Here is a 13,968-nt window from a genome sequence, read left to right as displayed (position 1 = left end):
CGCACAGGCTCCTTCAGCGGCGCCCCGCCGCCGGACGCACAGGCGTCCCCCGGGAAGCCGCGCCGCCCGGCGCCGGTCTTCGGCCCTCCGCCCGCGCTCCACCCGCTGAGCCATGCCGCCGTGCCCCTGGCGCAGGGCGGAACGGGCGTGGTGGGAGCGTCGGGGCTCCAGCCGCGCGGATCCGCTGGGCGCGCAGCGCGCGGGCGGGCGCGGCCCCGGCGGTGCGGGCGGTCGGGGGCGGCTGGGTGGCTACGGACCGGTCGGCGGGGGTGCGGCCGCGTTCAGGAGTGGGGTCAGTTCTTGGGCCACCGTCTCCAACGGGCGTACGTCTCCTTCGGCGCGGGAGAGGATGATCGCGCCCTCCAGGGAGCTGATCATCAGGGTGGCCAGCGGCTCGGCCCGGTCCGGTGGTACGCCCATGCTGGTCAGGGCCTCGGCGACCGGTGACCGCCAGGCCGTGAACGCGGCGGCGGCCGCCTCCCGGGTGGACGCGCGGGTCGAGGCGCAGTCCACCGTCGCCGCGGCGACCGGGCAGCCCGAGAGGGAGCCGGCCGTCTCGTACTCGTCGGTCCACTGCCGGACCATCGCCGCGAACAGCCCGCCCGGTGTCGGCTCGGCCATGCCCGCCATGAAGCGTGCGACGCGCCGGCCCGCGTACCGGCCGGCCCATGCCACCGCCTCGTTGACCAGTTGTTCCTTGCCGCCCGGAAAGTAGTGCTGGAGGGATCCGCGGGGCGCCTCCGCCCGGGCGGCCACCTCCCGCATCCCGGTCGCGCCCACGCCGTCGCGCCGGATGAGCTGGGCCGCGCTGAAGACCATCCGCTCGCGCGGCCCCCGCTCGGTGCCCGTCATGGTCGGCCTCCCGGCTCCGTACGCGTCTCGCGGAACAGCCTATGACCGCCGTCATGAGCGGCGCTACTATGACCGCTGTCATAGCTCGGTCCCGACCCCAGGGCGGTCCTCGTGAACGTCGGCTTCATCGGTCTCGGAGTCATGGGGCAGCCCATGGCGCTCCGGCTTGCCCGCTCCGGCACTCCCCTCACCGTGTGGAACCGCACGGCCTCCCGTACCGCTCCCCTGCGCGCGGCCGGCGCCGCGGTCGCGGCGGACCCCGGCGAGGTGTTCGCCCGCTCGGACGCGGTGCTCCTGATGCTGGCGGACGACGCGGCCACCGACGCGACCCTAGGCCGCGGCGGCCCGGACTTCGCCGCGCGCGTCGCGCGGCGGGTGGTCGTCCACATGGGGACCACCTCGCCGGCCTACTCACACGCCCTGGAGTCCGACGTGCGCGACGCGGGCGGAAGCTATGTCGAGGCGCCCGTCTCCGGCTCCCGCGTCCCGGCGGAGAACGGCCGACTGGTGGCGATGCTGGCCGGTGACGAGCGCACGGTGCGGACCGTACGGCCGCTGCTCGCTCCCCTGTGCCGGGAGACCTTCCTGTGCGGCCCGGCGCCGGGCGCGCTGCTGATGAAGCTGTCGGTGAACCTGTTCCTGATCACTCTGGTGACCGGGCTCACCGAGGCGTTCCACTTCGCCGGGCGGCAGGGCCTCGACCCGCGCCTGTTCCTCGACGTCCTCGACGCGGGCCCGATGGCCGGCCCGGTCACCCGGATGAAGGCGCCCAAGCTGCTGTCCGGGGACTTCGACGTCCAGGCCGCCGCTCTCGACGTGCTGAAGAACAACCGGCTGATCGCCGAGGCCGCACGCGCGTCCGGCACCGCCTCCCCGCTGCTCGACGTGTGCCACGCCCTGTTCGAGGAGACGGTGTCGCTCGGCCACGGAGGAGAGGACATGGTGGCGGTCCTGCGGGCGATCGAGAGCCGTACGCGTACGGGTGCCGCCACTGCCCCGCTCCCGTCTCATCCGCCGGCGGCGCCCTTGGGAATGCCGTAGGCCCGGTCCACCCGCAGCCGGAGCACCAGGCGCCGGTCGCGGACCATGGTGGCGCGGTAGTCGTCCCAGTCGGGGTGCTCGCCGAGGATGTCCCGGTAGAGGCGTACCAGTTCCTCGACGGTCTCGTCGTACGGGTCCGAGGCGACCGGTGACAGGTCCGCGGTGCCCTCGGCGACCGTGTAGGCCCACCGGTCCTGGCTGGTGACGTGGTAGGACGCCCGCGGGTCCCGGCGCAGATTGCGGGTCTTGGCGCGGTCGTCGGTGAGCGAGACGCGGATGACCCGCTCGTCCGGGTCGTAGGCGTGCGCGACGTTCGAGAGCTGCGGCCGGCCGTCCCGCTTGAGCGTGACCAGTACCCCGCCGCGGCTTTCGGAGAGCAGCGCGAGCAGGGCTTCCTGTGCGGCGTCGTACGGCGTGTCCTGAGTCATACTCCGGTCAACCAGGGGGCCGAGCCCCGCATTCCCCGTGACCGCGCCCCGCCCGCCGGTTCCCGGGCGAAGGGGGCGGGGGATCCCGGCGGTCGCCCGCCGGGTTTCCCGCTTCGTCGAAGGCTGCTCGGCCGGTGCGTCCCGGCCCGGGTCCGGCCGTAGGTGCGGCTCTGGGCCGCCCGGCTCAGGACAGGTGCGCCATCGCGTCCAGGTGGGGCAGGTGGTGGTCGAGCCGCTCCCGCTTGGTGCGCAGGTAGGTGATGTTGCTCTCGCACGGCGGGATCAGCAGCGGGACCTGCTCGGCGACTTGGATGCCGTGCTGCACCAACGCCTCGCGCTTGCGAGGGTTGTTGGACATCAGACGCACCGAGCGCACACCCAGGTCGTGCAGCATCCCGGCGGCCACGCCGTAGTCGCGGGCGTCGACCGGCAGGCCGAGCGCGAGGTTGGCCTCGACCGTGTCCAGGCCCTCCGCCTGGAGGGCCATCGCCCGCAGCTTGGCGAGCAGCCCGATGCCCCGGCCCTCGTGGCCCCGCAAGTAGACGACGATGCCGCTGCCTTCGGCGACCACGGCGCGCAGTGCGGCGGCGAGCTGGTCGCCGCACTCGCAGTGCTGGGAGCCGAAGGCGTCCCCGGTCAGGCACTCCGAGTGCAGCCGCACCAGGACCCGGTCGGTGCCTATGTCGCCGTGCACCAAAGCGACTTGTTCGTCGCCGCGGTCGTGGTCCAGGTAGCCGACCGCCTCGAATTTCCCGTACACGGTGGGCAGCGGGGCATTCACGACGCGCTCCACACCCGTGCGCTGGGACGACTTCTTGCCGACTACGGCGAGGTCTTCTGTCATGATCTGATTCCTAAGCAGACACGAAAGGCCGGAAAACAATGAGTGGTTCGGAAACGCGGCCGAGGCCGACGGCACATGGTCCGTTGCCGGCGGACACCACGCAAGACGTACGGGCGCGGGGGGCGGACCTCTCACGGCAGGTGGCGGTCCTGCCGGTGGGCAGTTTCGAACAGCACGGCCCGTACCTTCCGTTGGCCACCGACACGCTGGTCGCCTGTGCCATCGCACGCCGGATCGCCGACGCGTACCCGGTGCACCTCCTGCCACCGGTGACGATCTCCTGCTCGCACGAGCACGCCGCCTGGCCGGGAACCGTCAGCATCTCCTCCGTGACCCTTCATGCGGTGGTGCGGGACATCGCGGACTCACTGCGCCGCTCCGGTGTCGAGGCCCTGGTGGTCGTCAACGGTCACGGCGGAAACTACGTGCTGGGCAACGTGGTTCAGGAGTCCTCCGCGCGCGGTGAGCGCCTCGCGCTGTTCCCCGCCGCGGAGGACTGGCAGACGGCCCTCGACTCGGCCGGGGTGCGCACGTCGCCGCTCAGCGACATGCACGCGGGGGAAATCGAGACCTCCATTCTTCTGCACGCCCATCCGGAAATGGTCCGGGCCGGTTACGAGTCCGCCGATTTCGTCGCGGACGACCGGCGGCATCTGCTCACCGCCGGAATGTCCGCCTATACCGAATCGGGCGTCATCGGCCGTCCTTCCCTGGGTTCCGCGGAAAAGGGCGAGGAGCTGCTGAACAGCCTCGCGGATTCCTTCTGTCCATATTTTTCGCTGCTCATTTCCGAGGACCTCGGGCTGCCCGGGAGCGGACGCGGATAGTCCCCTTCGGACGCGCGGCCGGGTTCCGGGGCGGCTTCGGCGCGGCGGGACCCGGCGCGCATCGCGGTGTACCAGCGGGCGACGAGGACGAGCGCGCCCGGCAGGCCGGCCACGAAGCTCAGCACGCCGTACACCACGGCCACCGTCACTCCGGTGCTCGCGCCGAGTCCGGCGGCGCCGAACGCCCAGGCGGCGACGCCCTCGCGGGGCCCGAACCCGCCCACGTTCAGCGGCAGTCCCATGGCGACCAGCGCGAGGACCGCCAGGGGCAGCAGGACGAGCACCGGGGCGGCGGGGCCCGCGACGTGCGCGGCGACCACGAACATCACGAGGTGCCCGGCCAGGACGACGGCCGAGGACAGCGCGACGCCCGGCCCGTTGCGGCGGGACAGCAGTGCCTCGCGGGCCTCGGCGAGGGCGCGGCGCAGGGCCCGCCCACGGCGTGAGGGCGCACGGTTCATGCGCAGGGCGAGGACGATGGCGAACGCGCCGGCGGCGGCGAACGCGAGCGGCGCCACGAGCTGCCGCGTCTGGTCGCGCACGGGGGACGGCAGGGTGAGCAGGACCGCCGCGCCGGTGACGGCGAGCGCGACCTGCCCGGCGACCCGTTCGAGGACGACGGCCCGCACGCCGCGCCCCAGGTCGCCGGCGCTCTGCCCGTGCCGCACCGCCCGGTGCACGTCGCCGAGGACACCGCCGGGCAGCGCCGCGTTCAGGAACAGCGCACGGTAGTAGTCGGCCACGGCCGGGCCGAGCGGCAGCCGGATGCGCAGTCCGCGGGCCACCAACTGCCAGCGCCAGGCGCTGAACACGGTGGTGACCAGCCCGATGCCGAGCGCCAGGACGAGGGTCGGCGTGTCGATCCGCCGCAGCCCGTCCAGGAAGACACCGGTGCCCAGCCGCCACAGCAGGAAGGCGAGGATGACGAGTCCGGTGACGGTCCCGAAGTGGGTTCGCACCGCACGGGTGTTGAGGCGGGAGAGCGCGGCGGCGAGCGGGCTGCGGGCGCGGTCGGCGGCGGATGTGCCGTGTGAACGGGGCGCGTTGGGCGCTTCATGCGTTCCCGCGCCCGCCTCCGGTTCACGCACGCGGGGTGCGTCCACCGTCTGCGCCCTCATGCGGCACGGTCCGTCGGCCGGGACAGCGCCAGGAGGTCGTTGTGGTGCACGACGACCTCCAACTCCCCTGCCGCGCAGGCCTCCAGGCGGTCGGCGAGGTAACGGTCTGCGCGCGGCCTCAGCTCGGGACGCTGTTCGACGGCCGCGCCGACCCAGCCGCGCAGCCACTGGGCGGTCAGTTCGCGCTGATCGGGGCCGAGCCACCAGGCGCTCGGGTGCACCCGTACGGTGGCGCCGTGCGCGGCGAAGGCCTCGCAGGCCGCCTCGACGGCGTCGGGACCGAGCAGTCCCGTACGCCGCTGGTGGGCGTTGAACGCCTCGGTGATCTCGGCGTCCAGCGGATCGGCCGGGGTCAGTTCGACCCGGCCGGCCACCGAGAGCGTGAGCAGCGCGGGGCAGCCCGCTCCGGCGCAGGCCGCGGCGAGGGTGTCGATCTCCTCGCGGGTCAGGACGTCCAGCAGCGCGGAGGCCGTGACCAGGGACGCGCCGGACAGGGCGTCAGGGGTGAGCCGGGCCACGTCGCCGCGCCGGGTCTCCACGGTGACCCGGCTGCCGTCGGCGGCGGCGCGGGGGGAAGCCACGGCGGCGAAGTGCAGCAGGTAGGGGTCGCGGTCGTGCAGGACCCAGTGCTGGGCGCCGTCGAGCCGTGGGGCGAGCCAGCGGCCCATCGAGCCGGTGCCGCAGCCGAGGTCGTGCACGACGAGCCCGCCGTGCCGGCTCGGCAGGTTCACCAGCCGGATCCGCAGCGGGTCGAGCAGCTCCGTGGCCCGCGCGGTGGCGTCCGCCGCCTCGCGGAGCTGCAACCACTCGGGCGCGTACCGGGGCGGCTCCTCCTCCTGCGCCCCGCCCTCCCGGAGCCTCACGGTGGCCCGTTCGCCGGGCCGCTGGGCGGGCCCTGCCCCCGGAATCACCCCCGGGGACACGGTGGCCTGGGCCGCCTGTGGGGAGAGCGCGCCGGATTCCGCCATGGCCGAGGGGTCCTTTCCTGCGAGCCGCGCCGCCTCGGCGGCGGGCCGTCCTGCCACTCCGGTGGCGGGGACGGACCGCTCCCGCGGGCCCGGCTGGGACGGGATGGTGCCGGTGGGACGGGCGGTCTCCGTGGACGTGTCCGGCGTGGTCATGCCGCCCTCCGGGGTTCCTTCGGCAGCCGGCCGAGCACACCGGCCACGCTGCGGGCGGTGTTGGCCCAGCCGTCGAGGGCGGCACGCCGGCCTCGGGCGGCGGACTTCAGCCGGCGTCGTACGTCGGCCTCGCCGAACCAGCCGCGCAGTTCGGCGGCGAGGGCCGCGGGGTCCTCCGGCGGTACGAGGATGCCGGGCACCCCGCCGTCGGGGGCGCGGCCGACCGCCTCGCCCACCCCGCCGACGTCGGTCGCGAGCACCGGGATCCCCCGTGCGAGGGCCTCGGTGACCGCCATGCCGTACGTCTCCGCGTAGGAGGCGAGGACCATCAGGTCGGCGGCGGCGTAGCTGGCGTCGAGTTCGGCTCCGGCGCGCGGTCCGACCAGGTGGAAACGGTCCTGCAGACCGTGCTCCGCGATCAGGCGGCGCAGCCGGTCGACGTAGGCGGGGTCCTGGGTGAGCGCGCCGACGCAGGTACAGCTCCACGGCAGGTCGGTGACCGCGGCCAGCGCCTCCACCAGCCGGTGCTGTCCCTTGCGCGGGGTGACGGAGGCGACGCACAGCAGCCGCGAGACCCCGTCGGTGCCGGGGGCGAGGGGCGCGATGTCGGCGCCGGGCGCGGCGGCGTGGACCCGGTCGGGGGCGAGGCCGTGGTGGGAGACGAGACGGCGCACCGCCCAGTCGCTGGTGGCGACGACGGCGGACACCGCGCGCAGCACCTGCCGTTCCCTGGCGTCCAGTTCGGCGGCCACGGCCGGGTCGAGTCCCGTCTCGTCGCCGAGCGGCAGGTGGACGAGGACGGCCAGGCGCAGCCGTTCGGCCTCGGGCACGACGGTCTCGGGCACGCCGCAGGCGACCAGTCCGTCGAGGAGGACGACGGCGCCGTCCGGCAACTCCCGCAGAATCCGTGCGAGTTCCGCGCGGGCCTCGGCGTCGGGGCGGGGCCAGGCGCCGTTCACGGGATGCGCCCGGACCTGCCAGCCGAAGCCGGGCAGGTCGAGGCTCACCCGGCGGTCGTAGGCGTTGCCGCCGCTCGGGGTGGCCGGGTCGTCGACGCCGCCCGGCAGGACGAAGTGCACGGTGCGCAGGGACATGGGGATGATCCCGACGTTCTCCGAGCCGGCGCGTTGCGCGGGCAGGTAGGCCAGGGGCGAGGGGCGGTGAACGGTCGTGTCGGTCACAGCGCACGCTCGTAACTCGCCCAGGCGACGTGCGACTCGTGGAGGGTGACGGTGAGGCCGGCCAGGCCCTTGGCGCCCTCGCCCAGGGCGCCCTTGTGGATCCGCTCGGCGAGCCGGTCGGCGATGACCTTGGCCAGGAACTCCGTGGAGGTGTTGATGCCGGCGAAGTCGGGCTCGTGGTCGAGGTTGCGGTAGTTCAGCTCGGCCACCACGGCGCCCAGTTCCTGCGTGGCGAGCCCGATGTCGACGACGATGTTGTCGTCGTCGAGCTGTTCGCGCCGGAAGGTGGCGTCCACGAGGAACGTGGCGCCGTGCAGACGCTGCGCGGGCCCGAAGACCTCGCCGCGGAAGCTGTGGGCGATCATGATGTGATCGCGGACGGTGATGCTGAACAACGGACGACCCTCCAGGTGCGGCGCGTCTGGTCCCCGGCCGGTGCCTGCCGGGGGATGCCGTGTAGTACGGCTCTCCGCTTCCCGTTGTTCAGCGGCTTCTCACTCTTTTCTCAAGGTCAGGCGCTCTTGCCGTCCCGGACCGGACGATCGGTCATGGTCGGTCGCCGTACCTGACCCGGTGGCACAGGGCCGGGATCTCTCCGGAGGCCAGCCTCGGCATCACCTCGGGCAGTTCCTCGAACGCGCTCTCCCCGGTGACGAGGGCGTCGAGCGCGGGGTCGGCGAGCAGGTCGAGCGCGAGGGCCAGCCGGTCGGCGTAGGTGCGGCTGGAGCGGCGGGCCGGGGAGACGGTGCCGACCTGGCTGCTGCGGATGACCAGCCGGCGGGAGTGGAAGGCCTCACCGAGCGGGAGGGCGACGCGCCGGTCTCCGTACCAGCTCAGTTCGAGGACGGTGCTCTCGGGGGTGAGCAGTTCGAGCGCGCGGGCCAGGCCCTGCTCGGTGGCGCTGGCGTGCACCACGAGGTCGCAGTCGCCGAGCGCGTCGGCGGGCTGCACGAAGCCGACGCCGAGCGCGTCGGCGACCTCGGCGCGGGCCGGGTCGGCGTCGACGAGCTGCACGCGCACGCCGGGGAACCGGGCGAGCAGGGCGGCCACCGAGCAGCCGACCATGCCGCCGCCGACGACGGCGATGCGGTCGCCGACCAGCGGCGCGGCGTCCCACAGCGCGTTCACGGCCGTCTCGATCGTGCCCGCGAGCACCGCCCGCCCGGCCGGCACGTTCTCCGGCACAGGGGTGACCGCGCTCGCGGGGACGACGTAGCGGCTCTGGTGCGGGTGGAGGCAGAAGACCGTACGCCCGGCCAGCTCCGGCGGGCCCTCCTCCACGACGCCCACACTCAGGTAGCCGTACTTCACCGGGCCCGGGAAGTCGCCCTCCTGGAACGGGGCCCGCATGGCGTCGTACTGGTTCTCGGGCACCTGGCCGCGGAACACGAGCGTCTCCGTGCCGCGGCTGATCCCGGAGTACAGCGCGCGGACGACCACCTCGCCCGAAGCGGGCTCCGGAAGGTCCGTCCGGCGTATCTCGCCGCGGCCGGGCGAGGTCAGCCAGAAGGAACGCGCGGAGCGGTTCATCAAGAATCCTCCTGAACGATCGGGAAGTTGCTCACGTACCGAGGTGTGCACAGGCCGCGCACAACGTACGCGGCCTTGATCGACTCTGTCACTCGGCCGGAGGGTGTTCGGTGGCCCTGAACAACACGTACGACGCACGGCTGGTCCAGCAGGAGACCGCGGTGGGAGCGGGCGCTCAGATCCTGTTGCTGGCCCTGCTCGGACCGGCGATCGGCATGGGTACCGCGGGCTGGGTGACCGGCCTGGTGTTCGCGGTCGCCACCTGGGCGGTGCTCTCCCGGGCACTGCACCGGGCACGGTCGCGCTCCTTCGGCCCGGCCAACCGGGTGACGCTGGGCCGGGCCGTTCTCGTCGGTGGGGTGACGGCGCTGGTCGCGGACTCCTTCGAGAGCGCCCCGCCGGTGTCGCTGCTGGTCGCGCTGACGGCGGTGGCCCTGATCCTGGACGGCGTCGACGGCAAGGTGGCCCGCCGCACGGGCACCTCCACGGCGCTCGGCGCCCGCTTCGACATGGAGGTGGACGCGTTCCTGATCCTGGTACTGAGCGTGTACGTGTCGATGTCGCTGGGCCCGTGGGTGCTGCTGATCGGCGGTATGCGCTACGTCTTCGTCGCCGCCGCCCGCGTGCTTCCGTGGCTGAACGCGCCCCTGCCGCCGAGCACCGCCCGCAAGACGGTCGCCGCGCTCCAGGGCGTCTGCCTGCTGCTCGCCGGCGCCGGCCTGCTGCCCCTGCCGGCCACCGCCGGTGTGGTGCTGCTGGCGCTGGGCCTGCTGGTGTGGTCGTTCGGCCGGGACGTGCTGTGGCTGTGGCGGACGTCGCGGGTGCGGTCGGCTGCCGCCGGGGCCGGGGCGGTACGTGAGGCGCCCGGCACGGAGTCCGCCGGGGAACCCGTCGGGGCGATGCTGGAGACCGCACGGGCGGCGTGACGCTGTTGCGGACCCCCTCCCCCGGTGCCTCCTTGACGTGCACTCTTCATCCCGGTGATGAGCAACTCGCCCTTCTCCAAGGGGGAGTTTATGACTGAACGGCACGGGAGGACGGCCGCCAGCGCCAGCTGTTCCGGCGCTTCCTGCGACAACGTCGGCCCGGTGACGTACGGGTGTGACGGCGACGCCGTCACGAAGAAGTCCGTCAGCGACGGCGTCAGCACGGCCGAACTGCGCCGCGCCGGGCCGAGGCCACCGATCGCGTGGACGCCGAGGCCGGAGACCACAGGGGCGGCGTGACGCTCCGCGACGCCGCGGGCCGGGCCCGGATCACGGGGAATGTGATCCGGGCCGTTCTGTCTCCACCCGATGACGAGAACGCCGAGGCACCTGGCGCCGTCAGCCCACAAGCCTCCCCTCACGTGTGCTCCGCGTACCGCCGCCCCCTACCGGAAGTCGCGGCGTGCGGACGATACCGGTGAGGCCCTCCGAAAGCGCCGAAAAGGTGGCGAGACCGGGCTGAAGTGCTTAGTGTCACTGGTAGTTGGCCCGGCGGAGGGGGAGCGTCTGATGGACCCGATCGTGTTGGCGGCAGGGACGGCCTTGGTCAGCTCGATGGCCACGGACGGCTGGGAGCAGGCCCGAGCGGGACTGGTCACGCTGTGGCGGCGCGCCCGCCCGGCGCAGGCCGACAGGGTCGGGGCAGACCTCGCCGGCGTCCGTACCCAGGTCCTCTCCGCCCGGGATGCGGGGGACACCGCGACGGTGCAGGCGTTGACGGGCAGTTGGCAGGTGCGGCTCCAGGAACTGCTCCGGGACGACCCCGCGTTGGCGGACGAACTGCGACGACTGCTCGACGAGCGGCTGAACCCGGCGCTGAGGGCGCACGCACAGGCCCACGGCGCGTCGACCGTGATCAACGCGGAGGCCTCCGGGAACTCTCGGATGTACGTGGCAGGACGCGACCAGCGCTTCAAGTGACCGCGGCGGCGAGGGTGCTGATCGAGGTGTCCGCAACCGCTTGACGACCGTTCCGGTACGCCATGAGCAGCCACCCCACGAGGGAGTCGAGGTGTCGCGTCTTCGCTGGTTCAAGAGACGGCCGGCCAACAGGGACGAACGGCCGGCGGACAACCGCACCGGCGGAGCCGACCCTCATGCGACGCCTGCTCCCCCGCCATCGGGGGACGACCGTCCCGACGTGTCGATCAACGTGTCGGCGACGGACTTCAGCCGTGTCCTCGTGGCCGGCCGGGACATGAACGTCTACGAGGGGCCGGCGCCGTACGGTCTCACGAGGTGGTCCGCCGACCTGCCCTTCGTGGCCCCGGAGCGAGCGCGCTCGCACCCCAGTCTGCTGTTACGGGCGAGCCACGCGGTGGTGCACTTCACCGGCCGCGATGCGGAGCTGGAGAGCCTCCGCCGCTGGCGGGACGACGCCTCCCGGCCCGGTATGGCGGTCCGGTTGGTGCACGGCCCCGGCGGGCAGGGCAAGTCCCGGCTGGCCGCACAGGTCGCCCGGTTGTGGTCGGCCGACGGGTGGTCCGTGCTGATCGCCCACCACCGGCGGGACCACTCCGAGCCGGTCACGGAATCCGTCCGCCCGGTGGCACGCCTCGGCACACTGGTGGTGGTCGACTACGCCGAGCGGTGGGACACCCCCGACCTGATGTCCCTGCTGAAGGACCTCTGCGTGACCGGCACCCCCGTCCGGATGCTCCTCCTCGCCCGGTCGACCGGCCACTGGTGGCAGGTCCTCCAGTACCGGATCGATCGCGCTCTGGAAGTAGCCGCGGACACCCAGGAGCTGGGACCGCTCGCACAGCGCCCCGCCGACCGGGTCGACCTGTTCACGTCGGCACGCGACAGCTTCGCCGAGCAGCTCGGCGTACCCGATCCGGAAGCCGTGGCGCCGCCCCCGGCCCTGGTGCGGCACGAGACGTACCGCTTGGTCCTCAGCGTGCACATGGCCGCGCTCACCGCCGTCCTCGCACATCTCGACGGGACCACGGCGCCCACCGAGCCCACCGAGGTCTCCGCCTACCTTCTCGCACGCGAACGCGATTACTGGCAGGAGTTGCACATCGGTCCCGGCCACTTGTTCCCCACCGACCCGGACACCATGGCCCAGGCCGTCTACACCGCGACGCTCGCCGGCCCCCTGCCCTACCGTGTCGGCCTGCAGGCCCTGCGGAAGATCGGTGTGCACTCCGTCGACCCCGGGCAGGTTCTCGCCAACCACGCCTTCTGCTATCCCCCGCCGACTGCCGGCAAGGTCCTCGAACCGCTGTATCCGGACCGTCTCGGCGAGGACTTTCTCGCGCTCTCCACTCCCGGGCACGCCACCGCGCATCCGTCCGATCCGTGGGCGGACGAGGCGATGACGGAGCTGCTGTCCGGTGCGCCGAAGGACCCGACGTCGGCCTGGGTCCCACCGGCGCTGGCCGTCCTGATCGAGACCGCGCGCCGTTGGCCCCACATCGCCGAGCGACTGTGCCGGGCGCTGCGCGAACGTCCCTGGCTCGCTCTGCGGGGCGGCAACAGCGTGTTGACCGCACTGGCCGAGCTCGACTTCCTCGACAGCGACCTGCTGGAAGCGATCGGCGCCCACATCCCCGTCGGCCCCAGCCTCGAACTCGATGTCGGCATCGCCGCGTTCGCCCAGCGCCTGACCGAGGACCGGCTGGCCCGCACCGACGACCCCGCGGCCCGTGCCTGGCTGCGGACCCAGCTCGGTTCCAGGCTGGCGTCCGCGGACCTCCATCGCCAGGCAGTGGTCGAATTCCAGGAAGCCCTCGCGATCTATGGCCGGCTCGATCCTGCCGACTACTCGCTCGACCACGCCGGCGGGCTGCTGATCGCCCGCGGCGGACTCGGCAACTCCCAGGCCGCGCTGGGCCGGTACGAGGAGGCGCTGACGAACACCACAGCGGCGGTGCAGGCCTACCGCGTGTGGGCCGGGATCGATCCGGCCACGCACGGGCCGACGCTCGCGAGACTTCTGACCAACCAGGGAGGTCAGCTGTGGGAACTGGGACGGCGCCAGGAGGCCGTGGCCGCCACCGAGGAGGCCGTCAGGGTCTGCCGGCCACTGGGTGACGGCCCCGTTCCGCACGCCGCCGAGGCGGCCCTCGGCGCCGCGTTGAGCAATCTCGGCATGATGTGCGCGCAGACGGGACAGCCGGAGGGAGCCCTCGCCGCCACCGCCGAGTCGGTGGCTGTCCATCGGCGGCTCGCCGAGGCCGATCCGGCCGCCCACCGACCGGGCCTCGCGGAGAGCCTGCACAGGTACGCGGCGGTCCGCGACGTGGTCCGGAGCGACACCGGTCGCGCCGCCACCGCTGCGGCCGAGGCAACCGGGATCTACACGGACCTGGCCGGTGTACGGCGGGCCCGGTTCACCGAAGCCCTGCAGTCGAACCGACGGCTCGAGGACGACCTCGACGACACCTCGTTCCCGGCCGAGTTGCGGCGGACCGGTCTCCAACGCGGAGTGCGCCACCTGTCGATGTCCCCCGACGGCGCACGCGCCGTGGGGGCCGCCCTCTTGGTACGCCGAGCGGATCGATGCCTCACCGACGGCGAGTTCGCGGAGAGTCGTGACCTGCTCACCGAGGCCGTCGAGCAGTACCGCGCCCTGGCCGGGAGCGACCCGGAAACGCACGGACAGGGGCTGGCGAAGGCCCTGCACCTGGCCTCGCTCGCCGAAGCCAGGCTGGGAGACTTCGAGTCGGCTCTGGCACACACCGCGGAAGCGACCAGGATCATGCGACTGCAGGTGCAGGCCGACGCCGCCGCCACTCCGGCGCTGGCCTCCGTTCTGGTGGCGCATGCCAGTATCCGCACCACGGCAGGGACGGAGCTTCCCCTGGCACTCGACGCCGTCGTGGAGGCGATAGAGCTCTACGGGCAACTCGCACAGCGGGCACCGGCCACGTTCGGCCAAGAGCTCGTCTTCGCCCATCACGTCCTCGTCGGCGTACTGCACGGCCTCGGCGACCACTCAAGGGCCGACAGGATCTCCCGTGCCATCGACACGATCGGTCAGGGCTGACGCGGCCGACGGGCAGGAGGACGTTCTTGCCGCGGACGTCGTGACC

At 73.2% G+C, this 13,968-nt stretch carries 12 protein-coding genes and 1 pseudogene; 5 read left to right on the top strand and 8 right to left on the bottom strand.

The features are described 5' to 3' along the window. Positions 1–249 precede the first annotated feature (249 nt). The gene (locus tag ACF09J_RS12165; RefSeq protein ID WP_392305298.1) at positions 250–852 is read right to left on the bottom strand and encodes a TetR/AcrR family transcriptional regulator; all 603 of its coding nucleotides are present in this window, start codon (positions 850–852) and stop codon (positions 250–252) included. Between the two features lie 111 nt (positions 853–963). On the opposite strand from ACF09J_RS12165, the gene ACF09J_RS12160 reads away from it, so the two are divergent. Beyond that, positions 964–1,893 carry an NAD(P)-dependent oxidoreductase gene (locus ACF09J_RS12160; protein WP_392305297.1) on the top strand — a complete coding sequence of 310 codons (930 nt, stop codon included), beginning with the start codon at positions 964–966 and terminating at the stop codon, positions 1,891–1,893. On the opposite strand, the gene ACF09J_RS12155 is transcribed toward ACF09J_RS12160, so the two are convergent. Continuing rightward, positions 1,860–2,321, bottom strand: a complete 462-nt coding sequence (locus ACF09J_RS12155) for a PPOX class F420-dependent oxidoreductase (protein WP_392305296.1) — start codon at positions 2,319–2,321, stop codon at positions 1,860–1,862. The genes ACF09J_RS12160 and ACF09J_RS12155 overlap by 34 nt on opposite strands. 184 nt (positions 2,322–2,505) lie before the next feature. Then, a complete protein-coding gene (gene ribA / locus ACF09J_RS12150) occupies positions 2,506–3,165 on the bottom strand; it encodes a GTP cyclohydrolase II (protein ID WP_392305295.1) in 660 nt (219 codons plus the stop codon). Positions 3,166–3,203: 38 nt separating this feature from the next. Here ribA and ACF09J_RS12145 point away from each other — a divergent pair, with 38 nt between their 5' ends. Continuing rightward, positions 3,204–3,992, top strand: coding sequence for a creatininase family protein (locus tag ACF09J_RS12145; RefSeq protein WP_392305294.1), 789 nt, complete (start codon positions 3,204–3,206; stop codon positions 3,990–3,992). A gap of 161 nt (positions 3,993–4,153) precedes the next feature. On the opposite strand, the pseudogene ACF09J_RS12140 reads toward ACF09J_RS12145, so the two are convergent. The 5 genes and pseudogenes from ACF09J_RS12140 to ACF09J_RS12120 all read right to left on the bottom strand — a co-directional run. Next, positions 4,154–5,110 (bottom strand): annotated as a pseudogene (locus ACF09J_RS12140) (lysylphosphatidylglycerol synthase transmembrane domain-containing protein); the annotation flags it as partial. Continuing rightward, complete coding sequence (locus tag ACF09J_RS12135; RefSeq protein ID WP_392305423.1) at positions 5,107–6,078, bottom strand: methyltransferase domain-containing protein; 972 nt, start codon at positions 6,076–6,078, stop codon at positions 5,107–5,109. The pseudogene ACF09J_RS12140 and the gene ACF09J_RS12135, both read right to left, overlap by 4 nt. Positions 6,079–6,227: 149 nt before the next feature. Next, a complete protein-coding gene (locus ACF09J_RS12130) occupies positions 6,228–7,412 on the bottom strand; it encodes a glycosyltransferase family 4 protein (RefSeq protein ID WP_392305293.1) in 1,185 nt (394 codons plus the stop codon). Further along, entirely contained in the window at positions 7,409–7,807 is a 399-nt protein-coding gene (locus ACF09J_RS12125; protein ID WP_100571503.1) for a 6-carboxytetrahydropterin synthase, read from the bottom strand. Before ACF09J_RS12125 ends, ACF09J_RS12130 begins: the two co-directional genes overlap by 4 nt. A 151-nt stretch (positions 7,808–7,958) precedes the next feature. After that, complete coding sequence (locus tag ACF09J_RS12120) at positions 7,959–8,942, bottom strand: zinc-binding alcohol dehydrogenase (protein WP_392305292.1); 984 nt, start codon at positions 8,940–8,942, stop codon at positions 7,959–7,961. A 110-nt stretch (positions 8,943–9,052) separates the two neighbouring features. On the opposite strand from ACF09J_RS12120, the gene ACF09J_RS12115 reads away from it, so the two are divergent. From ACF09J_RS12115 to ACF09J_RS12105, 3 genes are all read left to right on the top strand, one after another. Beyond that, positions 9,053–9,868 carry a CDP-alcohol phosphatidyltransferase family protein gene (locus ACF09J_RS12115; RefSeq protein WP_392305291.1) on the top strand — a complete coding sequence of 272 codons (816 nt, stop codon included), beginning with the start codon at positions 9,053–9,055 and terminating at the stop codon, positions 9,866–9,868. Positions 9,869–10,438: 570 nt separating this feature from the next. After that, positions 10,439–10,849 (top strand): hypothetical protein, encoded by a 411-nt coding sequence (locus tag ACF09J_RS12110; protein WP_392305290.1) that lies wholly within the window; start codon positions 10,439–10,441, stop codon positions 10,847–10,849. A gap of 220 nt (positions 10,850–11,069) precedes the next feature. Beyond that, positions 11,070–13,922, top strand: coding sequence for a hypothetical protein (locus ACF09J_RS12105; RefSeq protein ID WP_392305289.1), 2,853 nt, complete (start codon positions 11,070–11,072; stop codon positions 13,920–13,922). Positions 13,923–13,968: the final 46 nt, after the last annotated feature.

It is taken from the genome of Streptomyces sp. NPDC014889 (genome assembly GCF_043081205.1).
Taxonomy (GTDB): Bacteria; Actinomycetota; Actinomycetes; order Streptomycetales; family Streptomycetaceae; genus Streptomyces.
Note: the sequence above shows the minus strand (reverse complement) of the source record. Positions and strands in the feature narration are given on the sequence as shown.

Excerpts from the sequence above, each read along its gene's own strand:
- ACF09J_RS12165 (WP_392305298.1), bottom strand. The coding sequence starts at position 852 with ATGACGGGCACCGAGCGGGGGCCGCGCGAGCGGATGGTCTTCAGCGCG.
- ACF09J_RS12155 (WP_392305296.1), bottom strand. The coding sequence starts at position 2,321 with ATGACTCAGGACACGCCGTACGACGCCGCACAGGAAGCCCTGCTCGCG.
- ribA (WP_392305295.1), bottom strand. The coding sequence starts at position 3,165 with ATGACAGAAGACCTCGCCGTAGTCGGCAAGAAGTCGTCCCAGCGCACG.
- ACF09J_RS12145 (WP_392305294.1), top strand. The coding sequence starts at position 3,204 with ATGAGTGGTTCGGAAACGCGGCCGAGGCCGACGGCACATGGTCCGTTG.
- ACF09J_RS12135 (WP_392305423.1), bottom strand. The coding sequence starts at position 6,078 with ATGGCGGAATCCGGCGCGCTCTCCCCACAGGCGGCCCAGGCCACCGTG.
- ACF09J_RS12120 (WP_392305292.1), bottom strand. The coding sequence starts at position 8,942 with ATGAACCGCTCCGCGCGTTCCTTCTGGCTGACCTCGCCCGGCCGCGGC.
- ACF09J_RS12110 (WP_392305290.1), top strand. The coding sequence starts at position 10,439 with ATGGACCCGATCGTGTTGGCGGCAGGGACGGCCTTGGTCAGCTCGATG.